Origin of the sequence: Pseudomonas extremaustralis (genome assembly GCF_900102035.1) — a bacterium.
In the GTDB taxonomy this organism is placed as follows: Bacteria; Pseudomonadota; Gammaproteobacteria; order Pseudomonadales; family Pseudomonadaceae; genus Aquipseudomonas; species Aquipseudomonas extremaustralis.
In genome coordinates this window covers 163,608-184,649 of sequence record NZ_LT629689.1, presented here as the reverse complement: position 1 = coordinate 184,649, position 21,042 = coordinate 163,608, and the positions used below count along the sequence as shown (strand labels likewise).

Below are 21,042 nucleotides of genomic sequence, written 5' to 3'. Positions count from 1 at the left end.
CCCAGAAACTGCATTCCAAAGGGGCTTATGAGGTTTTAGACGTGAGCGCCATGCTCAGCAACGGTGCACGTAAATCCTGTACACAATCAGTGTTGCACTCGATGTGCACACAAATGCCCAAACGTGCAGCAAGCCGCCGTAAGGACGGCGCCCCAGGCCATGTCCATCACCGCCAACCCGGCGGACCAGCCTTGCAGCGTGGCCCAGTTGCTCAGGTCATAGGTGCCGTAGGCGACCAGGCCGAGCAGCGCGCCCAGGCGCGCCGCACGCTGCCAACCGACGCTGGGCAAGACCACGAACACGACGCAACCGACGACATACAGAAGGTAGAACAACACGGCTGGCAACAGCCGCGGCTGATCGAGCATCAGCGGGCCCAACAGGGATTTGTAGGTCGGGCCCATAAGGACGCCGAGCCAGAGGCCGTCGAGCACCAGAAAGGCCAGCAAGGTGCCGAGGTAAGCGAACACAGACTTCTTAGACATGGCAATGGCCCTGTAGGAGCGAGCTCGCTCGCGAAAATCGCCAACGATAACGCGGAGAACCTGATACAGCGCGGCGCTCTTGGTTTTTTCGCGAGCAAGCTCGCTCCTACATGGCTGTGGGCGAATTTTGTAGAATTCGCGAGCTCGCTCCTGCAAGAGAGCGAACCGAACTCAGCTTAGTTCAATGCGATCCGCATGAATCACGATCTGGCCCTGCTTGTACAGTGCGCCAATGGCCTTCTTGAAGTTGCCTTTGCTCACGCCGAACAAGTTGCTGATCACCGCCGGGTCGCTTTTATCGCTGACCGGCAAGGTGCCATTGTTTTCACGTAACTTGGCGAGGATCTTCGAGTTGAGGCTGGAGGCCGCTTCCTGGCCGACCGGTTGCAGGCTCAGGCTGATGTTGCCATCGGCGCGGATTTCCTTGATGAAGCCTTTCTCTTCCTTGCCCGGACGCAGGAACTTGAACACTTCGTTCTTGTGGATCAGGCCCCAGTGTTTGTTGTTGATGATCGCCTTGAAGCCCATATCGGTCGCTTCCGCCACCAACAGGTCGACTTCCTGGCCCACCTGGTAGTTGGCGGGCGTCTTATCCAGATAACGATCGAGGCGCGCAGTCGCGGTAATGCGCTTGGTGTGCTTGTCGAGGTAGACGTGCACCACACAATATTCACCGGCGCTCAACTGGCGTTTTTCTTCCGAATACGGCAACAACAGATCTTTGGGCAAACCCCAATCGAGGAATACGCCAATACTATTGACTTCAACCACTTTCAAACTGGCAAATTCGCCAACTTGAACTTTCGGTTTCTCCGTCGTCGCGATAAGTTTGTCATCGCTGTCCAAGTAAATGAACACGTTAAGCCAATCTTCATCTTCACTCGGAATATCTTTCGGGATATACCGATTAGGCAAGAGGATTTCACCATCTTGCGCACCATCCAGGTACAAACCGAAGTGAGTGTGTTTAACCACTTGCAAGCTGTTGTAGCGCCCGACTAAAGCCATTTCCAATACCCTCATTGCGTGGGCGGCATTCTACCCGAGTTGCGCTCGCCACGCGCGCACGCCCTAAAAATCGCGGGCTGGCGCAGGACCATCCCGCTCGTCCGATCAATCGACTCGATTTTGCCCACTGGAAACCCCCAGCACGCCCCATGGTTTCGAGCTAAAACAGTCAGTTAGGCGCTTAATTCAAAGATGAACTTTGGTGCTTTATCACCACCGCACTTATTCTCCGTGGATATTTGCCAAGCAATTGTCAAGTATTTCCTGTACGATGCCTGGCCAAGTTAATTTTCTACAGGTTAGTGGCCGCCATGCGCGTAAAAGCATCCAATAGCAAAGCAAAGCCAGCTCCCGCCGTTGAAACCAGCGAATCGATCAACAGCCAGATTGCTGCTTTTCTCAAGTCCGGTGGCGAAATCCAGCAAATTGCCAAGGGCGTGAGCGGCCAGACTTTCGGCCCGTCCAAGCAGATCAGCCTGGGCAAGAAGTAAGACTTCGCAACACACCTGGTCCCCGAGCGCCTTGCCTTCAAGGCGCTTGGACTAGAGCCGGCAATACCCTCCCAACACATTCATCCTCGCGCCAATCGACGAACGGGCCTCATCCCCAGGCATTCGCCGGTATGCTTGCACACGTCTAGCACGGGCATCTCCCGACTTTTTCGTCACTGCTCCTCGCTTTTCACGGAGTGAAGCATGTTCAAACCCTGCATTTTCCTGGTCGCCGTCCTGGCTGCCTGCCCCCTCGCCGAAGCGCAGATTTTCCAGCGTGAATTGGGCGACTTCGACCTGAAATTGGGCACCACGCCCAGCCGAAGCATGGCTCAGGGCCTGGTCAAGCCGACGTCTCCCGGCGGCGATTCGTTCCATGGCGGGCTGGACCTCAGCCACGACAGCGGCCTGTATTTCGGCCAATTCTCGCCGAACATGGGCCTATCCTCGGCGAACAATCTCGAAATCGACTCGTATGTGGGTTTCAAACACCCCTTCGATCAGACCCTGGGCTATGAAGTCGGCTTGATCCACTACAGCTACCCCAAGCTCAGCCCCCTCAACAGCCAGGAGTTCTATGGCGGCCTGAACCTGCTGGGCAATCGCTTCGGCGTTTCCTTCAGCAACGACCCGGACCGCCAGGACAGCACGCTGTTCGCCGACCTCGGCGGTACCCAACCATTCGGCATCGGCGTCAGCATGAAATACACCACCCATCAGTTGGGCACGCCGGTTTCGGTAGAGGGCGGTGCCATTCGCGCCTTCAGTGACTGGTCGTTGCAATTTTCCAGGGCGTGGATGGGCGTTGACCTGAACCTGATCTACAGCGACTCCAGCCTCAGCGGCGGCGACTGCTCGGCCTACTCCGGACACAATTCGCAATGCGATGGCCTGTTGACCTTGAAGGCGGCGCGGTCGTTTTATTGACGGGCTGAACTGTCGCGCCTGCTGCGGGTTCACATGCATTAATCCCTCTGTGCAAGGACCCGCCCATGCTGCACTGGCTCAAACGACTGCTGGTATTGCTGACCCTGAGCCTGGTGCTCGCCGGCTGTAATCGCGTCGGCCTGGCCTACCGCAACCTTGACGTGATCATCCCCTGGACCCTCGGTGACTACCTGGACATGAACGCCGGGCAGAAACGCTGGTTCAACGACAAACTCAAGGAACACCTGGCCTGGCACTGCACCACGCAGTTGCCGGGTTACCTCGACTGGCTCGATCGCCTGCAACAGATGGTCGACAACCATCAGGTCAGCGACGCCGCCCTGCAGGCCCGTACCGTCGAAGCCAAACAGGCCATCGCCAACGTCGCCCAGGCAATCACCCCATCGGCTGTCGAGCTGCTCCAGAGCCTGGACGATCGACAGGTCAAGGACATGAACACCGCCCTGACCAAAGACCTGCGCCAACGCCAGGACGAGTACCTCAAGCCACCGCTGGAGCAACAGATCAAGGAACGCGCCCAACGCATGAGCAAACGCCTGGACGCCTGGATGGGACCGCTCAATAGCAGCCAACAGAACCGGGTCACGGCGTGGTCCATTGAGCTGGGCGAGCAAAACCGGGAGTGGATCGGCAATCGCGCCGATTGGCAGGCGCAACTGATGGAGGCGGTACGACAACGCCAAACAGCCGACTTCCCGCAGAAAATGCAGCAGTTACTGGTGGATCGCGAAAGCCTGTGGACCCCGGAATATCGCGTCGCTTATGCCCTGACCGAAGCGGCGGCACGTAGCCTGCTCGTCGATTTGATGGCTGAAAGCAGCAAGCAACAGCGCCTGAAGCTGACGCAAAAAATCGACGGCGTGCGCAGCGACTTCAAGGCACTCAAGTGCCTCAAGACCGCCGCCAACTAACGAGAGCAAGCCCCCTTTCACCTCAGGCGATCTGTGCCTTCGAGGCCACTTGCGCAAACGTCGCCGGGTCCAGTGCATCGGCCTGCTCATCCAACACCTGGCGCGGGTGATCATTGCCTGGAATCGAACTGTCGATCAGCGCCAGCAACTGGGCGCCGAGGGGCGTCAGGACGAAGTTCTCGCCGTTGCCGCCCTCTTCCTCCGGCCGCGACTCAATAAATCCACGCTTGAACAACAACGCCTCATAGTCGGCGGCAGTTTTTTTCAGCGCATCCAGATTACCGATGGCCTCGCCCACCGTGGCTTTCTCGGCGGCTTCCTGTTCGGCATATTTGCGTGGAGCAAAACTGCCCTCGCCGTTCTGCACTTCATGCAGCAGACGTTCGATCAAATCCCAGTTGTAAGTCGTCATCCTGATTCCTCCTGCGGGCCCAAGGAAAAGTTGCCCGTCTGAAGGTGTGACACGTCGCATCAGCGGCCGTTCAGCTGAATGGACGGACGTCATTTCCCTGGGTTTTCCAGGCGTGCGCCCGCTCAACCGAGCATAAGAACTGAAAGACGCCGCCGCCAAGACGGAAAATTGAACGCGTAAAAAAACCGGACATCGTCCGGTTTTTTTTACGCTCTGCCCTGCCTTATTCGGCTGCCGGTGCTTCCGGCTTGCGACGCTTGAGCGGCGCCATGCCGTCCTTGCTGACGAGCGACAGGTTGTCGGTCTTCGGCCGATTGGCGATCTTGCGCTTGGTCGGCGACTTGGCGCCGGCTTTTTTCTTGTCGCCCTTGGCGTCGGTCTTTTTCTTCTTCACGCCAACGGCTTTGCCGGACGCCTTGACCTTCTTCGGCCCTGTGTAGGTGCCTTTGACTTCCTTAATGGTGCGACGCTCGAACGACTGCTTGAGGTAGCGCTCGATGCTCGACATCAGGTTCCAGTCACCGTGGCAGATCAGCGAGATTGCCAGGCCATCGTTGCCGGCACGCCCGGTACGCCCGATACGGTGCACGTACTCGTCGCCGCTGCGGGGCATGTCGAAGTTGATGACCATGTCCAGGCCATCCACATCCAGGCCACGGGCAGCCACGTCGGTGGCGACCAGGATCTTCACGCCGCCCTGCTTGAGACGGTCGATCGCAAGCTTGCGGTCCTTCTGGTCTTTCTCGCCGTGCAGCACGAATGCCTTGTAGTCCTGCGCCACCAGGCGACCGTAGATGCGGTCGGCCGCGGCACGGGTGTTGGTGAACACGATGGCCTTCTGATAGGTCTCGTTGGCCAACAGCCAGTTGAGGATCTGCTCTTTGTGCACGTTGTGGTCGGCAGTCACGATCTGCTGGCGCGTCGTCGCGTTCAGGTCGCTGACGTTGTTGACCTGCAGGTGCTCAGGGTTGTTCAGGACCTTGGCGACCATGTCGCGCAGGGTCGAACCGCCGGTGGTGGCGGAGAACAGCATGGTCTGCTGGCGATTCACACACTCGCCCACCAGGCGCTGCACGTCGTCGGCGAAGCCCATGTCGAGCATGCGGTCGGCTTCGTCGAGCACCAGCACTTCGACTTCCTTGAGGTCGAGGTTGCCGGCGTTGAGTTGCTCGATCATGCGGCCCGGAGTGCCGATCAGGATGTCCGGCACCTTGCGCAGCATGGCGGCCTGGACCTTGAAGTCTTCGCCGCCGGTGATCAGGCCGGACTTGATGAAGGTGAACTGCGAGAAGCGCTCCACTTCCTTCAAGGTCTGCTGGGCCAGCTCGCGGGTCGGCAGCAGGATCAGGGTCTTGATGCTGACGCGGACTTTGGCCGGGCCGATCAGACGGTTAAGAATCGGCAGGACGAAAGCGGCGGTCTTGCCACTCCCGGTTTGAGCCGTCACCCGCAGGTCACGCCCTTGGAGCGCGAGCGGGATGGCCGCTGCTTGCACAGGCGTAGGCTCGACAAATTTAAGCTCGGCCACGGCTTTGAGCAGGCGTTCGTGCAGGGCGAATTGGGAAAACACGGGTGCTACCTCGAAGAAATACAAAAAATCAGCTGCATAGGGTACCGGTTTCGGGCGTCCAAACCGAGTGTCTTTACGCGAACGGCGTTAATCAGCTGCTTTTTTGTCAGGGCATTTGTCCGGAACGCCAACTGTATTGCACTTAAATGCTCTAATCGCCCTCGTCTTGTCTTACAGAAGAATCGGTTCCCCCCATGGATATCAAACAGCTCTGGCTCAACGCCCAGGACCTCTGGGGCACCCTCGATCAACACCCACTGCTGCATGCCAGCCTTGGCTTGCTGGTGTTGCTGACGGTGGCCCTGCTGCTTGGACGCGTGGCGCGCTACCTCATCCTCCACGCCGTTAAATTGCTCGGTCGGCAACCGCCCCTGCACTGGCTCAATGACCTGCGCCATAACAAGGTCTTCCATCGCCTGGCGCAAATGACCCCGTCCCTGGTCATCCAGTTCGGCCTGCACCTGGTGTCGGACCTGAGCAAGACCGCCATCCTGTTTATCGGCAACGTGGCGTTGGCGCTGACCATTCTGTTCCTGGTGCTGGCCATGAGCGCGCTGCTCAACGCGCTGCTGGACATCTACGCCCGCACCGAACACGCACGCACCCGCTCGATCAAGGGCTATGTGCAGTTGGCAAAGATGGTGCTGTTCGTGTTCGGCGCGATCATCATCGTCGCCACCCTGATCGACCGTTCGCCGCTGTTGCTGTTGTCTGGCCTGGGTGCCATGTCGGCGGTCATCCTGTTGGTGTACAAGGACACCCTGCTGTCATTCGTCGCCAGTGTGCAACTGACCAGCAACGACATGTTGCGGGTCGGCGACTGGATCGAAATGCCCCAGGTCGGCGCGGATGGCGATGTGGTGGACATCACCCTGCATACGGTCAAGGTGCAGAACTTCGACAAGACCATCGTCTCCATCCCCACCTGGCGCCTGATGTCCGAGTCGTTCAAGAACTGGCGCGGTATGCAGGCTGCGGGCGGGCGCCGTATCAAGCGCAGTCTGTATATCGACGCCAGCGGCGTGCGTTTTTTGCGGGATGACGAAGAAGCACGCATGACCCAGGTGCATCTGCTCACGGACTACATCGGGCGCAAGCAGGCCGAGCTCAAGGCCTGGAACGAAGCCCAGGGTGAAAGCGCGCAACTGTCGGCCAACCGCCGCCGCATGACCAACCTCGGCACCTTCCGCGCATATGCCCTGGCTTATCTGAAAAGCCACCCGGACATCCAGCCCAACATGACCTGCATGGTGCGCCAGATGCAAACCACCGCCCAAGGCGTGCCGCTGGAAATCTACTGCTTCACCCGCACCACGGCGTGGGCGGATTACGAGCGCATCCAGGGGGATATCTTCGATTACCTGCTGGCGGTGTTGCCGGAGTTTGGCTTGAGCTTGTATCAGCAGCCGAGTGGCAATGACCTGCGCGCCGGCATATTGCCAGCGGTGTTGGGCGCCAGCCACCTGCCTGAGCCGGAAAAAACCGCGATTTAGAGCGATGCAGCACAGCCATTCAATCGCGGTGCTGAATAGTTGGCGACCCTTGGCCTCATGGACAATCCTTCGAGGCCACGCCGATGCGCGCTCCAACCTTGCTTTCGCTCCTGCTGACCGGCACCTGCAACAGTGTGCTGGCGGCGGGTTTTATCGAGGATTCGAGCCTCGACGTACTCAGCCGTAACTTCTACCTCGACAACAGGGAACGCTCCCCGTCCAACCAGCCGCACAAGGCGGAATGGGCCCAGGGTTTTATCGCCTCGTTCGTCTCCGGCTTCACCCCAGGCACGATCGGCGTCGGTCTCGACGCCCACGCCTTTGTCGGCCTGAAACTCGACGGTGGCAAGGGCCACGCCGGCACCGGTCTGCTGCCGTTGGACGCCGACGGACGCAGTGAGCGCGATTACTCCAGCGCCGGCGGGGCCGTGAAGCTGCGCGTCGCCAAAACCACGCTGTCAGTGGGTGAGATGACCGTCGAAACCCCAGTGTTCGACACCGCCGACAAACGCCTGCAACCGGAATACGCCACGGGCCTGTTGCTGGACAGCCATGAGATCGACGCCCTGCATTGGCAGGCAGGCCACTTCACTGCCTTCAAAAACCAGAATGCCTCGAGCGGGCACGGCGATTTCGATGGCTATGGCGCCAGTACGCGCAGCGGCGCCATCGACTTCCTCGGCGGGCAGTTCTTCGAAGGCCAACCGCTGGGCGGCGCCTTGTATGCCTCGCAACTGCGGGACACCTGGCGCCAGTACTACGCCAACCTGCATGGCGCCACGGCAAACTGGGGACTCGACGGCAATATCTACCGCACCGAGGACCAGGGCCGCGCGCAGGCCGGCGCCATCGCCAACACCGCTTACAGCCTGGCCGGCAAATATAGCTTCGCGGCGCAGTCGGTGACTCTGGCCTACCAGAAGATCAACGGCAACACGCCGTTCGACTTCGTCGGCGGCGACTCCATCTACCTGGCCAACTCCATCAAGTACGCCGACTTCAATGGCCCCGGCGAACGCTCATGGCAGCTTCGCTATGACCTCAACCTCGCCACCTTCGGCGTGCCGGGTTTGAAGTTCATGACCCGCTACGTCACCGGCCGAGGTATCGACGGCACGCACGCCCCCCAAGGCGGCGCCTACAACCCGTTCGATGCGGACAGCGGTGAGTATCAACCCCTGCAAGGCCGCGGCGGTCGCCACTGGGAGCGCGATATCGACCTGCATTACGTGGTGCAATCCGGTCCGGCCAAGGACCTGTCGGTGCAGTTGTCCCACGTCAGCCACCGCGCCAACACGGCACAGGCCGGGGATGACATCGACCGGGTGTACGTCGTGATCGAATATCCGCTCAAGCTTTGACGGCTACCGAACGCACGCCCAAGCGACTGATCCACACCGCCGCCACGATCACCAACCCGCCCAGCGCCAGGCGGCCCAGCGGCTCGTGCTGGTTCCAGATCAGCAGGTTGAGCAGCAACCCCACCGGCACATGCAGGTTGTTCATCACCGCCAGGGTACCGCCATGGACCAGGCACGCGCCCTTGTTCCACCAGTACATGCCCAGCGCCGTGCTGACCAATCCGAGGAACACCAGCACACCCCATTGCAACGGCGCATCGGGCAGGAAGTCGGCCTTGCCGAACAGCAGGAATGCCGGCAACACCACCAGCAGCGCGCCCAGGTAGAAATACCCGAAGCGTCGGTAGTGCGGCAGGTCGCTCGGATAACGTGCCACCAGATGCTTGTACATCACCTGCCCGGCGGCATAGGTGAAGTTGGCCAGTTGCAGCAACAAAAAGCCCATGAGGAAGTGCGGGGTGATCTGGTCGAACCGGATCACCGCCGCCCCTGCCACCGCCACCAATGCGGCGATCAGCGCCCAAGGGTTGAAACGGCGGTTGAGGGCGTCTTCGATCAAGGTCACGTGCAAGGGCGTGAGAATGGTGAACAGCAACACCTCCGGCACCGTCAACACGCGAAAGCTCAGGTACAGGCACACGTAGGTCACGCCGAATTGCAGTGCGCCGATCAGCAGCATGCCGCGCATGAAGGCCGGTTCCACCGAGCGCCAGCGCGTCAGCGGGATGAACACCAGGCCGGCCAGCACGACCCGCACCAGCACGGCGAAGTAGCTGTCGACGTGACCGGCGAGGTATTCGCCGATCAAGCTGAAGGAAAATGCCTGAATCAGGGTGACAACCAGTAAGTAGCCCATGCGCGCCTCGTTTCGAATGGGCCGGACATTAAAGGTTTTCGCCGGTTGAAGAAACTCGGGGCAAAAAAAACCCGACCTCGCTAAAGCGGCAGTCGGGCAGGAGCACTCAGGAGCAGAAGTGCAAAGGGAGGTCTGTTACGCGGACTTGAAGGGTTTGCGTGGCACTAGATAAACACCGCGCGATTATCTGGCGATTAAAGGATCGAGCCATCTGCGCCAACAGCGCCTTGGCGTGCCGGCCTGCTTTCGATGATCAGAACTTTAGACGTGGCGTCGTAGCCTCCATCTGTAATTGCTGTAAGTCGATGGAGAAAAGATTAGCTAGGGCTCATTCGATAAAAAAGCGCAAAAAACTGCTACAACCCATCTAGAAATTTGTTTATAAGCGGAGTATTCCTGTAGACATGCTCCGCTGCCGCTTTATTTCGGGGCACAGGCCAAGGCAATGCGCATCTTGATAATCGCGCGGTTGAACTTGACTGTGGTGTTAGTGCTTTTGCCCGCCGGCACCGTCACCGTGCGGCGACGTGGCGACTCCGGACCATTGGTGAAGGTCACCGAACACACGGCATCCTTCGTCCCGTAGTTATTCAGTTGGATCGAACTGATATCGCCGTCCACGTCGGAAGCCGTGTAATCCACGCTCACGCCATCGATCTTTTTTGTCACGTCGATGGGGTAGGCGAACGCAGTCATCGGCATTAGCGCCATCAGCACACAACAGAATTTTCTCATTCGGCAGTCTCCAATAAGGACTGCCAGCTTAGGACAAGAGGAGCTCATCTTGAAAGCGCCCCGCGTTACCCTCGATCAATGGCGCACGCTGCAAGCCGTGGTCGACCATGGCGGCTTCGCCCAGGCGGCTGAAGCGCTGCACCGTTCGCAGTCTTCGGTGAGCTACACCGTGGCCCGCATGCAAGACCAGCTCGGTGTACCGCTGCTGCGCATCGACGGGCGCAAGGCCGTGCTCACCGACGCCGGTGAAGTGCTGCTGCGCCGCTCCCGGCAACTGGTGAAAAACGCCAGCCAGCTCGAAGACCTCGCCCACCATATGGAACAGGGCTGGGAAGCCGAAGTACGCCTGGTGGTGGACGCCGCCTACCCCAACGCACGCCTGGTACGTGCCCTCACCGCTTTTATGCCGAAAAGCCGTGGCTGCCGGGTACGCCTGCGTGAAGAGGTGCTGTCCGGCGTCGAAGAGCTTCTGATGGAAGGCGTGGCCGACCTGGCGATCAGCAGTTTCAGCATCCCTGGCTACCTCGGCACGGAAATGAGCGACGTTGAATTTATCGCCGTGGCCCACCCCGACCATGCCCTGCACCGCATGAACCGCGAACTGAGCTTCCAGGACCTGGAAGGCCAGATGCAAGTGGTGATCCGCGACTCCGGTCGCCAGCAGCCGCGGGACGTGGGCTGGCTCGGCGCCGAACAGCGCTGGACCGTCGGCAGCCTGGCCACTGCCGCCGCTTTTGTCAGCAGTGGCCTGGGCTTTGCCTGGCTGCCTCGGCACATTATCGAACGTGAACTCCACGAAGGCGTGCTCAAGCAGCTACCCTTGGAACAGGGCGGCAGCCGCCACCCCACGTTCTACCTGTACTCGAACAAGGACAAACCCTTGGGGCCGGCCACGCAGATCCTCGTGGAATTGCTGCGCAGCTTTGACACGGCCCCTCTGGACGCGCCTTTCACCGCCCCCCTGCAAGCCTGAAACGGAGTTCGTGCATGCCCTGGTTCGACCACGAAGGCTGCAGCCTGCATTACGCGGAGTACGGCCACGGCATACCGCTGATCCTGATCCACGGCCTGGGCTCCAGCAGCCAGGACTGGGAAATGCAGATCCCGGTGCTGTCGCGGCATTACCGCCTGATCGTGGTGGATGTGCGCGGCCATGGGCGTTCCGACAAACCGCGCGAGCGCTACAGCATCGCAGGGTTCACCGACGACCTGATCGCCCTGATCGAACACCTGAACCTGCCACCCGCCCATGTGGTGGGCTTGTCCATGGGCGGCATGATCGCCTTCCAGCTGGCGGTGGACGAGCCCGGCCGGGTCAGGAGCCTGTGCATCGTCAACAGCGCGCCCGAGGTCAAGGTGCGCACCCTCGACGATTACTGGCAGTGGGCCAAGCGCTGAACCCTGGCCCGCGTGCTCAGCCTGGCCACCATTGGCAAGGCCCTCGGCGACCGGTTGTTCCCCAAGCCTGCGCAAGCCGACCTGCGGCGCAAGATGGCCGAACGCTGGGCAAAAAACGACAAACGTGCTTATCTCGCCAGCTTCGATGCGATTGTGGGCTGGGGCGTACAGGAACGACTTTCCAGGATTACCTGTCCAACCCTGGTCATCAGCGCCGACCACGACTACACCCCTGTGGCGCACAAAGAAATCTATGTAAAACTGCTGCCCGATGCGCGACTGGTGGTGATCGAGGATTCCCGCCATGCCACGCCCTTGGATCAACCCGAAGTCTTTAACGCCACCCTGCTCGATTTTCTAAAGACAGTCGAAACCACTACCCAGGATCACTGACCCATGCTGAAAAAAATCGCCTTTTTTGCCGGTTCCGTTTTGTTCGCTGCCAACTTGATGGCGGCCCAGCCGGCCAAGGCGCCTCACGTATTGCTCACTACCACCAACGGCGACATTGAGATCGAACTGGACCCGGTCAAGGCACCGATCAGTACCAAGAACTTCCTGGCCTATGTCGACAAAGGCTTCTACACCAACACGATTTTCCACCGCGTGATCCCGGGCTTCATGGTCCAGGGTGGCGGCTTTACCAAGTCGATGTCGCAAAAGCCGACCGAAGCTCCGATCAAGAACGAAGCCAGCAACGGCCTGCATAACGTGCGTGGCACCTTGTCCATGGCGCGCACCAACGATCCGGATTCGGCCACCAGCCAGTTCTTCATCAACGTCGCCGACAATGCCTTCCTCGACCCGGGCCGTGACCGCGGCTACGCGGTGTTCGCCAAAGTGGTCAAAGGCATGGACGTGGTCGACATCATCGTCAACTCGCAGACCACCACCAAGCAGGGCATGCAGAACGTGCCTATCGATCCTGTCCTGATCAAGTCGGCCAAGCGCATCGACTGACGTCTGCAGGGAGTCCCGCGCGCGGCTCTGCAGGCTGCGCGCGCATTTGAACAGGAGAGCCCGCCCGGCGGGCGTCAACCCTAATGCTCTATCGTCGTTTCGAACAACTGATCGATATTTTCCGCGACGCGCCCAGCGCCGCCCCTCCCGACAAAGTCCTGCCCTTCTACCTTTACTACCTGCGCCAGGTGTGGCCGTGTTTCGCCGCGCTGCTGGTGATCGGCCTGATCGGTGCGCTGATCGAAGTCGCCCTGTTCAGCTACCTGAGCCGCATCATCGACCTGGCCCAAGGCACGCCACCCGCTGACTTCTTCCAGATCCACAGCACCGAGCTGATCTGGATGGCCGTGGTTGCCCTGCTGCTGCGCCCGATCTTCGGCGCCCTGCACGACCTGCTAGTGCACCAGACCATCAGCCCCGGCATGACCAGCCTGATCCGCTGGCAGAACCACAGCTATGTGCTCAAGCAGAGCCTGAACTTCTTCCAGAACGACTTCGCCGGGCGCATCGCCCAGCGCATCATGCAAACCGGTAACTCCCTGCGCGATTCCGCGGTGGCCGCGGTGGATGCGATCTGGCACGTGGCGATCTACGCCATCAGCTCCCTGGTACTGTTCGCCGAGGCTGACTGGCGCCTGATGATCCCGCTGGTGACCTGGATCGTCTGCTACAGCCTGGCGTTGCGCTACTTCGTGCCACGGGTGAAGGAACGCTCGGTGATCTCCTCCGAGGCGCGCTCCAAATTGATGGGCCGCATCGTGGACGGCTACACCAACATCACCACCTTGAAACTGTTCGCCCACACCCGATACGAACAGGAGTACGCCAGGGAAGCGATCATCGAGCAGACCGAAAAAACCCAGCTGGCCAGCCGCGTAGTGACCAGCATGGACGTGGTGATCACCAGCATGAACGGCCTGTTGATCGTCACCACCACCGGCCTGGCCCTGTGGTTGTGGACCCACTCGCTGATCTCCGTGGGGGCCATCGCCCTGGCTACCGGCCTGGTGATTCGCATCGTCAACATGTCGGGCTGGATCATGTGGGTGGTCAACGGCATTTTTGAAAACATCGGCATGGTGCAGGACGGCCTGAAAACCATCGCCCAGCCGCTGGCGGTGATCGACCGCGAGAACGCGCCACGCCTGAGCGTGCCCCACGGCGAAGTGCGCTTCGAACAGGTGGATTTTCACTACGGCAAGAAGAGCGGGATCATTGGCGGCCTGAACCTGCACATCAAGGCCGGTGAAAAAATCGGCCTGATCGGCCCGTCCGGCGCGGGTAAATCGACCCTGGTCAACCTGCTGCTGCGCCTGTACGACCTGCAAGGCGGGCGCATCCTGATCGACGGCCAGAACATCGCCGAAGTGGCCCAGGAAAGCCTGCGCGAACAGATCGGCATGATCACCCAGGACACCTCGTTGCTGCACCGTTCGATCCGCGACAACCTGCTGTACGGCAAGCCGGACGCCACCGACGAAGAACTCTGGGCCGCCGTGCGCAAGGCACGCGCCGATGAGTTCATCCCCCTGCTGTCGGACGCCGAAGGCCGCACCGGGCTGGATGCCCACGTGGGTGAGCGCGGGGTGAAACTGTCCGGCGGGCAACGCCAGCGTATCGCCATTGCGCGCGTGCTGCTCAAGGACGCGCCGATCCTGATCATGGACGAAGCCACTTCGGCGCTGGACTCGGAAGTCGAAGCGGCAATCCAGGAAAGCCTGGAAACCCTGATGCAAGGCAAAACCGTGATTGCGATCGCGCACCGGTTGTCGACCATTGCGCGGATGGACCGCCTGGTGGTGTTGGAAAAAGGCCAGATCGCCGAGAGCGGTAACCATGCCGAGTTGCTGGCTCATCGTGGGCTGTATGCGCGGTTGTGGCAGCACCAGACCGGGGGTTTCGTCGGCATCGACTGAAAACGCAACTGGAAATGTGGGAGGCCCCCTCCCACATGGGTCTTCTGGATTTGTGCCACAACCGTGCTGTACTCAGTGCAGTGCCCAGACGGGCGCTGAAGTAAATCTGCAGGGAGCATCACCGATTTGCTGATTGGGTAGAGCGATCTATCAAGGACGGGTTGCATGTCTTTGTTCAAGCGTTCAGTCGCAGAGGGGTTGGGAACGTTTTGGCTGGTGTTGGGCGGTTGCGGGAGCGCGGTGTTGGCCGCGGCATTCCCTGCGGTCGGGATCGGTTTGTTGGGTGTAGCCCTGGCGTTCGGGCTCACAGTGCTGACCATGGCGGTGGCCATCGGGCACATCAGTGGTTGTCACCTCAACCCGGCGGTCTCGGTGGGGCTGGTCGTGGGCGGAAGGTTTCCGGCCAAGGAGTTACCGGCGTACATCGTGGCCCAAGTCATTGGCGGCATTGTCGCCGCTGCGCTGCTGTACTTTATTGCCAGCGGCAAACCGGGGTTCGAACTGGCGTCGGGCCTGGCTTCCAACGGCTATGCAGAGCATTCGCCGGGCGGCTATTCAATGGCAGCGGGGTTTGTCTGTGAGCTGGTGATGACGGCGATGTTTCTGCTGATCATCCTCGGCGCCACCGACCATCGCGCCCCCAAGGGCCTTGCGCCCATCGCCATCGGCCTGGCCCTCACCTTGATCCACCTGATCTCCATCCCCGTGACCAACACCTCGGTCAACCCGGCCCGCAGTACCGGCCCGGCCCTGATCGTGGGCGGATGGGCGATCCAGCAGTTGTGGATGTTCTGGCTCGCGCCGATTCTGGGCGCGGCGATTGCTGGCGTGGTCTATCGATGGCTGGGCAAGGAAGAGCCGGACTGAGGCAAGACGGGTTCAGCCCTGCCGACATAGCGGGGCTGAGTCCATAGATGGTGATTCAGCGTTGATGAGCCTGCATGTACTGGCGAAGCAACTGATTGATTCGCGTCTGATACCCGGTCCCCTGACCCTTGAACCACTCCAGAACGTCAGCATCCAGTCGAATGGTCACAGCTTGCTTCACCGGAACACGCAATTCGGCGCGCCGAAAAAAGTCGGCGTCCAGCTCAGGAATGTCGCTGGTATCGATTTCTTCGTCATTCATCTTGGCCAAGCGCTCCCAATCAGTTTTCGATGTTTGCGTCATAGTATTTGGCCTCCTTCTTGGTTGCTTTTCGGGCGGAAATGATACGGATCACATCCCCACTCCGTTCGGTGTATACGACCACACCCATTAATAATTTGATCCAGCCAATACCGATCCAACGCTCTTCGCCATATTCCGCTTGATCATCGCGCAAGGCCAGCATTGGATGCCGAAAGATATCAGGAACGTCGTTGAAATCGATGCCGTGCTTGGCGATGTTGGCTTTGTTCTTGGACTCATCCCACTCAAAATACATGGCGCATCCTGTATGTACTTTTGTACATACAGGGTAGCGATTTCGCTGTTTCTTGGTAGCTCCGCCAGACCGATGGTTCAGCCCTGCCGATACGGCAGGGCTGCCCTCGCCTCTTCGGCATACGCCAGAATCCCCACTCGCTCACGTTCCAGGAAATCCTCCACAGCCTTCTTCAGCCCCGGATGGCGCAGGTAATGCCACGACCGCGTGATCACCGGCTCGAACCCGCGGATCAGTTTGTGCTCGCCCTGGGCACCGGCGTCGAAACGTTGCACGCCGTGGGCGATGGCGTAGTCCATGCCCTGGTAGAAACAGGTTTCGAAATGCAGGCGATCAAACTCGGCCAGGCAGCCCCAGTAGCGACCGTAGAAACTGTCGCCACCAAGCAGGCTGAAGGCCATGGCCACCGGGCGCGGACCTTGCTTGGCCAGCACGACGCGAATCGCTTCAGGCATGCGCTCGGCCAACAGGCTGAAAAACTCACGGGTCAGGTAGGGCGATTGACGACGTACCGCGTAGGTATTGGCGTAGCAGGCGTAGACAAAATCCCACTGCGCTTCGCTCAGTTCATGGCCTTGTAGCCACTCGAACTCAATGCCCTGCCCGGCCACCTGTTCACGCTCCTTGCGCATCTGTTTGCGCTTGCGTGAACTCAGGGCGTCGAGGAAATCCTGGAAGTCGCGGTAGCCACGGTTCTGCCAATGAAACTGACAACCCAGGCGCTGCAACCAGCCCGGTTGCAGCGCCAACGCTGCGTCGGCCAATGCGTCGGTGAAGTTGATATGGGCGCTGGAGAGCCCTTCGATTTCCAGGTAACCCGGCAGACTCTTGAGCAGCTCGAAACCGTCTTCGGCACTGCGCGCGAGCAAGCGCGGCCCGCTGACGGGGCTGAACGGCACGGCCGTCAGCAGCTTGGGGTAGTAGTCGATGCCCGCGCGCTCACAGGCGTCGGCCCAACCATGATCGAACACGTACTCGCCGTAGGAGTGCCACTTGCGATAACTGGGCAAGGCCGCCACCAGCCGATCGCCCTCCCAATGCAGCAAATGCTCCGCCTGCCAGCCCGACTGCGGGCCCAGGCTGGCGCTGTCTTCCAGTGCACTGAGGAAGGCGTGCCGCACAAACGGCTGGGCATCCGGCACCAGGGCATCCCAGGCCTGCGGAGCGATTTCAGAAAGACTGTCCAGGCGTTGCAATGGCATTGGGATCCTCACTGCGTCATGGCGTGAAAGCTGCGCGAGTATCGCTTATCGCGAGGTGAGACACACTCTCAAATCGCACGACAAGGCTCCAAACAAATAGTTCCAACTTAAATAATTTGTCATCTACATGACATCACTCCGCCACTCGTCCGTCATAAACGATCGTGATACTGACGCCTGTTTTTAGAGCGCCTGGTTCTATCAGGTGGTTATTTTTCCGTCCGTCATCGGTCGGTTGTGTCCTGGATGGTTTGCCATCCCTCCTCACTTTCGGAGATTGATATGCGTCTTGCTTCCACTAAAACTGCGGCGGCCCTGTGCGGTGGCCTGTTACTGGCCCTGAGCGTTCCGGCCAGCGCTGCAGTCGACGCTAAATTGCTCGACATGCTCAAGGCCAACGGCCAGATCACTGCTTCGCAGTACACCGAACTGCAAGCGGAACTGGCCAAGGATCAGAAAGAAAAGCAGATCGCACAGCAAGCTCAACAAGAGACCAACGAGCAGATCGCGGCCACCGCGAAAAAAGCCAACGAACTGAGCATCTTCGACCAGAAACTGGCCTGGGCCGCCAAGACCCAATTCAAGGGTGATGTCCGTTTCCGCCAGGAAACTGTGAAAATCCAGGGCGAATCCAACAACGGTGGCCGCGACAAGGACCGCCAGCGCATCCGTGCCCGCCTGGGTGCCTACACCGAGATCAACCCTCAGGTCGACACCGGTATCCGCATCGCCACCGGCAGCAGCGACGACGCGCGCTCCACCAACCAGGACCAGGACAACTACTTCAACAAGAAGTCGATCTGGCTGGACCTTGGCTACATCGACTACCACCCGGACCAGATCAAGAACCTGCACGTCATCGGCGGCAAGATGCTGCAGCCATGGGTGAACATGGGCGACGTGATCTGGGATAGCGATATCAACCCGGAAGGTCTGGCCCTGACCTACAAATACCCATTGGGTAGCAGCGCCGAGCTGTTCGGCAGCATCGGTAACTACAACCTCAAGGACAACGTCGATGGCGACGGCGTGCAATTTCGCCATGACCTGCGCCTGACTTCCGGCCAGTTGGGGACCCGTTTCTCGGTGACCGACAACCTGAAAATGACCTTGGGCGGCAGCATCTACGCTTACCAGAACGACGAAAACAGCACCTGTACCAGCTCCACCACACCGTGTGCACTGGCGGTCAACGGCAACTCGCCGAACGAACAATTCCGTTTGTACGAAGGTTTTGCCCAAGCCGACATCGGTGGCCTGGCCGTGCCGCTGGCGTTCTATGGCCAGTACGTGAAGAACAACGATGCGTCCAACGATCAGGACACCGCCTGGTTGCTGGGTGCCAAGTCCAAAGTGTTCGGCTTCAACCTGGACTACAACTACCGCGATACGCAACGTAACGCTGTAGTAGGCGCCTTCACCGATTCGGACTTCGCCAACGGCACCACCGGTTCGCGCGGTCACAAAATGAAGGTCAGCTACGACATCGATAAAAACTTCGCCGTCGGCGCCACGTACTACCTGACCAAGGCTGACTACGCCAGCCGCACTCAGCGTGATGCCAACACCAACACCCTGCAGTTGGATGCTGAAGCCAAGTTCTAAAGGCAAGTGTCAAACGCCTTGGGCCAGGACGGCCCGAGGTGGCTGTTACAGTCTTGCGCGGGGGGCGATCCCCATCATCCGTTCGATTCCCCCGCGCGAGCCTGCTTATTCCCCGCCTTTCCGATCCTTGAGCTGCTCGTCAGCCAGACGCTGCGCCAAGGCATCGACATCCTTCACCGGTTCCTCCGGCATGATCTTCAACGTCGCCTGCATCAAGCGCATCTGGCGGATAAACCGCCGGCAGTTAGGGCAGAACATCAAGTGATGACGCACCAGCAAACGCTCGCGAAAGGTCAATTGCCCATCGAGATAGTCGCTGGAACGTGCCACTTGTTCTTTACAGGTCAACATTCGCCCGTTTCCTCAAAATGCTCCACCGTGGCGAAGACTTTAAGCCGCGCACGATGCAACAGCACACGAACGTTGGAGAGCGAGAGCGTCAACAAATTACAGATCTCGTCCAGCTCCAGGCCCTGGCGTTCGCGCAGTACCAGCACGCTGCTTTGCAATTCGGACAAGCTCAGGATCGTATGCTCAAGGCATTTGCGCAGTTCGTCCTCGGTCAGCAACGCTTCCGGGGTGTCCTGGTGCCAGGCATATGGGGCGACGGCCCAGTGGCCGTCGTCCGGGGTGAAGCGATCATCGCCGATGGTGCCGTGGGGCGAGGGCAAATCGTCGAGCAGCACTTCCCGACGATTCTGTTTGTAGCGGCCCTTGGCGGCGTTGGCGGTGATGGTCAGCAGCCAGGTCTTGAGACTGGAACGCCCTTCAAATTTGGCCAGGTTCCGGACGACCGACAACCAGGCGTCCTGCACCACTTCGTCGGCATGGCGCTGGCCGACGATGGCATAGGCCACCGCCCGCATTGCGCTCTGGTAGGTGCTGACCAATTCCTTGTAGGCCCGTTGTTCCCCCTTGAGCAAGCGCTCAAGCAGGTGCGCGTCGTCCGCTGCTGCCATTCAAGACCTCGATGTTTCAGCGTTTGCGCAGGATCACGCTACCGATCGAATAGCCCGCGCCAAACGAACTGAGCACCGCGACAGAGCCCTGGGGCAAGTCGTCCTGGTAGGTGTGGAAAGCGATCACCGAACCCGCCGAGCTAGTGTTGGCGTAGGTATCGAGAATCACCGGCGCCTCTTCTACCGTGGCTTCGCGGCCCAGCAGTTTCTTCACGATCAGGTGGTTCATGCTCAGGTTGGCCTGGTGCAGCCAGAAGCGCTTCACATCGGCCACGTTCAACTGGTTTTCTTCCAGGTGCGCACCGATCAGTTCGGCGACCATCGGGCAGACATCGCGGAAGACTTTGCGGCCTTCCTGCACGAACAGTTTGTCCGGCGCACCGATGCCCTCTTCCGCCGCGCGGTTGAGGAAGCCGAAGTTGTTGCGGATGTTATTCGAGAACTGGGTCAGCAGCTTGGTGCTGACCACGTCGAACTGGTGCTCGGAGGTTGCCAGGTCAGCGCGCTCAAGGACCACGGCAGTGGCGGCATCGCCGAAGATGAAGTGGCTGTCGCGATCACGGAAGTTCAGGTGACCGGTGCAGACTTCCGGGTTGACCATCAGGATCGCCCGGGCCTGGCCCAGTTTGATGCTGTTGGCCGCGTTCTGAATGCCGAAGGTGGCTGAAGAGCATGCCACGTTCATGTCGAACCCGAAGCCCTTGATGCCCAGGGCTTCCTGGACTTCGATGGCGATCGCCGGGTAGGCGCGCTGCAGGTTGGAACAGGCGACGATCACCCCGTCGATGTCGGCGGCGGTCTTGCCGGCACGCTGCAAGGCTTGTTCGGCGGCGCCGACGGCCATCTGGCAGAGCACCGACCACTCGTCGTTGCTGCGCTCGGGCAGGCGTGGGGCCATGCGCTGCGGGTCGAGAATGCCGTCCTTGTCCATGACAAAGCGGCTCTTGATGCCCGAGGCCTTTTCGATGAAGGCCGCGCTGGACTCCGTCAGCGCCTTGACCTCGCCACGCTCGATGGCGGCGGCGTTGTCGGCGTTGAACTGTTGCACGTAGGTATTGAAAGACTGCACCAGCTCTTCGTTGGAGATGCTGTTGGCCGGGGTGTACAGGCCAGTGCCGCTGATGACGACGTTATGCACGGTCGTTCCTCTAAATCTGTCAGGCAGAAGATATTGGTACCGTCGTACCAAACTTTAACTAGTCCGATTCCGCTCCGCGGGCACCAAACTGGCATCGCTTTATTCCATTGCGCCGCGGCTGCTCACCAGCCTCTCACGACGATCCCGGTATTTATGACCGCGAAGTT

At 60.0% G+C, this 21,042-nt stretch carries 22 protein-coding genes and 1 pseudogene; 11 read left to right on the top strand and 12 right to left on the bottom strand.

Going from position 1 to position 21,042, the window contains the following annotated elements; all coding sequences use genetic code 11:
- Positions 1-86: 86 nt before the first annotated feature.
- Positions 87-485 carry a DUF2177 family protein gene (locus tag BLR63_RS00870; protein WP_042946567.1) on the bottom strand — a complete coding sequence of 133 codons (399 nt, stop codon included), beginning with the start codon at positions 483-485 and terminating at the stop codon, positions 87-89.
- A 171-nt stretch (positions 486-656) separates the two neighbouring features.
- Positions 657-1,493: a CvfB family protein gene (locus BLR63_RS00865; protein WP_010563898.1), complete on the bottom strand. Its 837-nt coding sequence runs from the start codon at positions 1,491-1,493 to the stop codon at positions 657-659.
- Positions 1,494-1,804: 311 nt separating this feature from the next.
- Here BLR63_RS00865 and BLR63_RS00860 point away from each other — a divergent pair, with 311 nt between their 5' ends.
- The 3 genes from BLR63_RS00860 (at position 1,805) to BLR63_RS00850 (ending at position 3,843) form a co-directional block, all read left to right on the top strand.
- Positions 1,805-1,984 carry a hypothetical protein gene (locus BLR63_RS00860; protein WP_003193095.1) on the top strand — a complete coding sequence of 60 codons (180 nt, stop codon included), beginning with the start codon at positions 1,805-1,807 and terminating at the stop codon, positions 1,982-1,984.
- A gap of 204 nt (positions 1,985-2,188) precedes the next feature.
- The gene (locus tag BLR63_RS00855; protein ID WP_010563897.1) at positions 2,189-2,911 is read left to right on the top strand and encodes a TorF family putative porin; all 723 of its coding nucleotides are present in this window, start codon (positions 2,189-2,191) and stop codon (positions 2,909-2,911) included.
- Positions 2,912-2,976: 65 nt separating this feature from the next.
- The gene (locus tag BLR63_RS00850; RefSeq protein ID WP_010563896.1) at positions 2,977-3,843 is read left to right on the top strand and encodes a DUF6279 family lipoprotein; all 867 of its coding nucleotides are present in this window, start codon (positions 2,977-2,979) and stop codon (positions 3,841-3,843) included.
- A 22-nt stretch (positions 3,844-3,865) separates the two neighbouring features.
- Here BLR63_RS00850 and BLR63_RS00845 read toward each other — a convergent pair whose 3' ends face one another.
- Positions 3,866-4,255 carry a hypothetical protein gene (locus BLR63_RS00845; RefSeq protein WP_010563895.1) on the bottom strand — a complete coding sequence of 130 codons (390 nt, stop codon included), beginning with the start codon at positions 4,253-4,255 and terminating at the stop codon, positions 3,866-3,868.
- Between the two features lie 223 nt (positions 4,256-4,478).
- A complete protein-coding gene (locus BLR63_RS00840) occupies positions 4,479-5,825 on the bottom strand; it encodes a DEAD/DEAH box helicase (RefSeq protein WP_010563894.1) in 1,347 nt (448 codons plus the stop codon).
- Positions 5,826-6,019: 194 nt separating this feature from the next.
- On the opposite strand from BLR63_RS00840, the gene BLR63_RS00835 reads away from it, so the two are divergent.
- Both BLR63_RS00835 and BLR63_RS00830 read left to right on the top strand, forming a co-directional pair.
- The gene (locus BLR63_RS00835; RefSeq protein ID WP_010563893.1) at positions 6,020-7,318 is read left to right on the top strand and encodes a mechanosensitive ion channel family protein; all 1,299 of its coding nucleotides are present in this window, start codon (positions 6,020-6,022) and stop codon (positions 7,316-7,318) included.
- Between the two features lie 83 nt (positions 7,319-7,401).
- Positions 7,402-8,679, top strand: coding sequence for an OprD family porin (locus BLR63_RS00830; RefSeq protein WP_010563892.1), 1,278 nt, complete (start codon positions 7,402-7,404; stop codon positions 8,677-8,679).
- Here BLR63_RS00830 and BLR63_RS00825 read toward each other — a convergent pair.
- Entirely contained in the window at positions 8,669-9,535 is an 867-nt protein-coding gene (locus BLR63_RS00825; RefSeq protein WP_010563891.1) for a carboxylate/amino acid/amine transporter, read from the bottom strand. The genes BLR63_RS00830 and BLR63_RS00825 overlap by 11 nt on opposite strands.
- A gap of 420 nt (positions 9,536-9,955) precedes the next feature.
- Entirely contained in the window at positions 9,956-10,270 is a 315-nt protein-coding gene (locus BLR63_RS00820; RefSeq protein WP_042946565.1) for a hypothetical protein, read from the bottom strand.
- A 49-nt stretch (positions 10,271-10,319) separates the two neighbouring features.
- Here BLR63_RS00820 and BLR63_RS00815 point away from each other — a divergent pair, with 49 nt between their 5' ends.
- The 5 genes and pseudogenes from BLR63_RS00815 (at position 10,320) to aqpZ (ending at position 15,411) form a co-directional block, all read left to right on the top strand.
- Positions 10,320-11,243: a LysR family transcriptional regulator gene (locus BLR63_RS00815; protein ID WP_010563889.1), complete on the top strand. Its 924-nt coding sequence runs from the start codon at positions 10,320-10,322 to the stop codon at positions 11,241-11,243.
- A gap of 14 nt (positions 11,244-11,257) precedes the next feature.
- Positions 11,258-12,061, top strand: a pseudogene (locus BLR63_RS00810) (alpha/beta fold hydrolase).
- 3 nt (positions 12,062-12,064) lie between these two features.
- Positions 12,065-12,628 carry a peptidylprolyl isomerase A gene (locus BLR63_RS00805; RefSeq protein ID WP_010563888.1) on the top strand — a complete coding sequence of 188 codons (564 nt, stop codon included), beginning with the start codon at positions 12,065-12,067 and terminating at the stop codon, positions 12,626-12,628.
- 83 nt (positions 12,629-12,711) lie between these two features.
- Complete coding sequence (locus BLR63_RS00800) at positions 12,712-14,544, top strand: ABC transporter ATP-binding protein (RefSeq protein WP_010563887.1); 1,833 nt, start codon at positions 12,712-12,714, stop codon at positions 14,542-14,544.
- A 165-nt stretch (positions 14,545-14,709) separates the two neighbouring features.
- The gene (gene aqpZ / locus BLR63_RS00795; protein ID WP_042946563.1) at positions 14,710-15,411 is read left to right on the top strand and encodes an aquaporin Z; all 702 of its coding nucleotides are present in this window, start codon (positions 14,710-14,712) and stop codon (positions 15,409-15,411) included.
- 55 nt (positions 15,412-15,466) lie between these two features.
- On the opposite strand, the gene BLR63_RS00790 is transcribed toward aqpZ, so the two are convergent.
- The 3 genes from BLR63_RS00790 to BLR63_RS00780 all read right to left on the bottom strand — a co-directional run bounded on the left by BLR63_RS00790 (position 15,467) and on the right by BLR63_RS00780 (position 17,173).
- On the bottom strand, positions 15,467-15,715 hold the full coding sequence (locus BLR63_RS00790) for a BrnA antitoxin family protein (RefSeq protein WP_010563885.1): 249 nt from the start codon (positions 15,713-15,715) through the stop codon (positions 15,467-15,469).
- Complete coding sequence (locus BLR63_RS00785) at positions 15,693-15,971, bottom strand: BrnT family toxin (RefSeq protein ID WP_010563884.1); 279 nt, start codon at positions 15,969-15,971, stop codon at positions 15,693-15,695. Before BLR63_RS00785 ends, BLR63_RS00790 begins: the two co-directional genes overlap by 23 nt.
- Positions 15,972-16,048: 77 nt before the next feature.
- Positions 16,049-17,173 (bottom strand): GNAT family N-acetyltransferase, encoded by a 1,125-nt coding sequence (locus tag BLR63_RS00780; protein ID WP_010563883.1) that lies wholly within the window; start codon positions 17,171-17,173, stop codon positions 16,049-16,051.
- Positions 17,174-17,455: 282 nt separating this feature from the next.
- Here BLR63_RS00780 and BLR63_RS00775 point away from each other — a divergent pair, with 282 nt between their 5' ends.
- Positions 17,456-18,778 carry a putative porin gene (locus BLR63_RS00775; RefSeq protein ID WP_010563882.1) on the top strand — a complete coding sequence of 441 codons (1,323 nt, stop codon included), beginning with the start codon at positions 17,456-17,458 and terminating at the stop codon, positions 18,776-18,778.
- A gap of 105 nt (positions 18,779-18,883) precedes the next feature.
- Here BLR63_RS00775 and BLR63_RS00770 read toward each other — a convergent pair whose 3' ends face one another.
- Genes BLR63_RS00770 through BLR63_RS00760 form a run of 3 tightly spaced genes read right to left on the bottom strand, consistent with a single transcriptional unit; the run spans position 18,884 to position 20,875 of the window.
- Positions 18,884-19,129: an anti-sigma factor family protein gene (locus BLR63_RS00770; protein ID WP_010563881.1), complete on the bottom strand. Its 246-nt coding sequence runs from the start codon at positions 19,127-19,129 to the stop codon at positions 18,884-18,886.
- On the bottom strand, positions 19,123-19,737 hold the full coding sequence (locus BLR63_RS00765; RefSeq protein ID WP_010563880.1) for an RNA polymerase sigma factor: 615 nt from the start codon (positions 19,735-19,737) through the stop codon (positions 19,123-19,125). The genes BLR63_RS00770 and BLR63_RS00765 overlap by 7 nt, the downstream gene beginning before the upstream one ends.
- Before the next feature lie 16 nt (positions 19,738-19,753).
- Complete coding sequence (locus tag BLR63_RS00760) at positions 19,754-20,875, bottom strand: beta-ketoacyl-ACP synthase III (RefSeq protein ID WP_010563879.1); 1,122 nt, start codon at positions 20,873-20,875, stop codon at positions 19,754-19,756.
- Between the last annotated feature and the right edge of the window lie 167 nt (positions 20,876-21,042).

Bases quoted from the DNA above. Each gene is read 5' to 3' on its own strand.
- BLR63_RS00870 (WP_042946567.1), bottom strand. From the start codon at position 485: ATGTCTAAGAAGTCTGTGTTCGCTTACCTCGGCACCTTGCTGGCCTTT.
- BLR63_RS00865 (WP_010563898.1), bottom strand. From the start codon at position 1,493: ATGGCTTTAGTCGGGCGCTACAACAGCTTGCAAGTGGTTAAACACACT.
- BLR63_RS00860 (WP_003193095.1), top strand. From the start codon at position 1,805: ATGCGCGTAAAAGCATCCAATAGCAAAGCAAAGCCAGCTCCCGCCGTT.
- BLR63_RS00855 (WP_010563897.1), top strand. From the start codon at position 2,189: ATGTTCAAACCCTGCATTTTCCTGGTCGCCGTCCTGGCTGCCTGCCCC.
- BLR63_RS00850 (WP_010563896.1), top strand. From the start codon at position 2,977: ATGCTGCACTGGCTCAAACGACTGCTGGTATTGCTGACCCTGAGCCTG.
- BLR63_RS00845 (WP_010563895.1), bottom strand. From the start codon at position 4,255: ATGACGACTTACAACTGGGATTTGATCGAACGTCTGCTGCATGAAGTG.
- BLR63_RS00835 (WP_010563893.1), top strand. From the start codon at position 6,020: ATGGATATCAAACAGCTCTGGCTCAACGCCCAGGACCTCTGGGGCACC.
- BLR63_RS00830 (WP_010563892.1), top strand. From the start codon at position 7,402: ATGCGCGCTCCAACCTTGCTTTCGCTCCTGCTGACCGGCACCTGCAAC.
- BLR63_RS00825 (WP_010563891.1), bottom strand. From the start codon at position 9,535: ATGGGCTACTTACTGGTTGTCACCCTGATTCAGGCATTTTCCTTCAGC.
- BLR63_RS00820 (WP_042946565.1), bottom strand. From the start codon at position 10,270: ATGAGAAAATTCTGTTGTGTGCTGATGGCGCTAATGCCGATGACTGCG.
- BLR63_RS00805 (WP_010563888.1), top strand. From the start codon at position 12,065: ATGCTGAAAAAAATCGCCTTTTTTGCCGGTTCCGTTTTGTTCGCTGCC.
- BLR63_RS00800 (WP_010563887.1), top strand. From the start codon at position 12,712: ATGCTCTATCGTCGTTTCGAACAACTGATCGATATTTTCCGCGACGCG.
- aqpZ (WP_042946563.1), top strand. From the start codon at position 14,710: ATGTCTTTGTTCAAGCGTTCAGTCGCAGAGGGGTTGGGAACGTTTTGG.
- BLR63_RS00790 (WP_010563885.1), bottom strand. From the start codon at position 15,715: ATGACGCAAACATCGAAAACTGATTGGGAGCGCTTGGCCAAGATGAAT.
- BLR63_RS00785 (WP_010563884.1), bottom strand. From the start codon at position 15,971: ATGTATTTTGAGTGGGATGAGTCCAAGAACAAAGCCAACATCGCCAAG.
- BLR63_RS00780 (WP_010563883.1), bottom strand. From the start codon at position 17,173: ATGCCATTGCAACGCCTGGACAGTCTTTCTGAAATCGCTCCGCAGGCC.
- BLR63_RS00775 (WP_010563882.1), top strand. From the start codon at position 17,456: ATGCGTCTTGCTTCCACTAAAACTGCGGCGGCCCTGTGCGGTGGCCTG.
- BLR63_RS00770 (WP_010563881.1), bottom strand. From the start codon at position 19,129: ATGTTGACCTGTAAAGAACAAGTGGCACGTTCCAGCGACTATCTCGAT.
- BLR63_RS00765 (WP_010563880.1), bottom strand. From the start codon at position 19,737: ATGGCAGCAGCGGACGACGCGCACCTGCTTGAGCGCTTGCTCAAGGGG.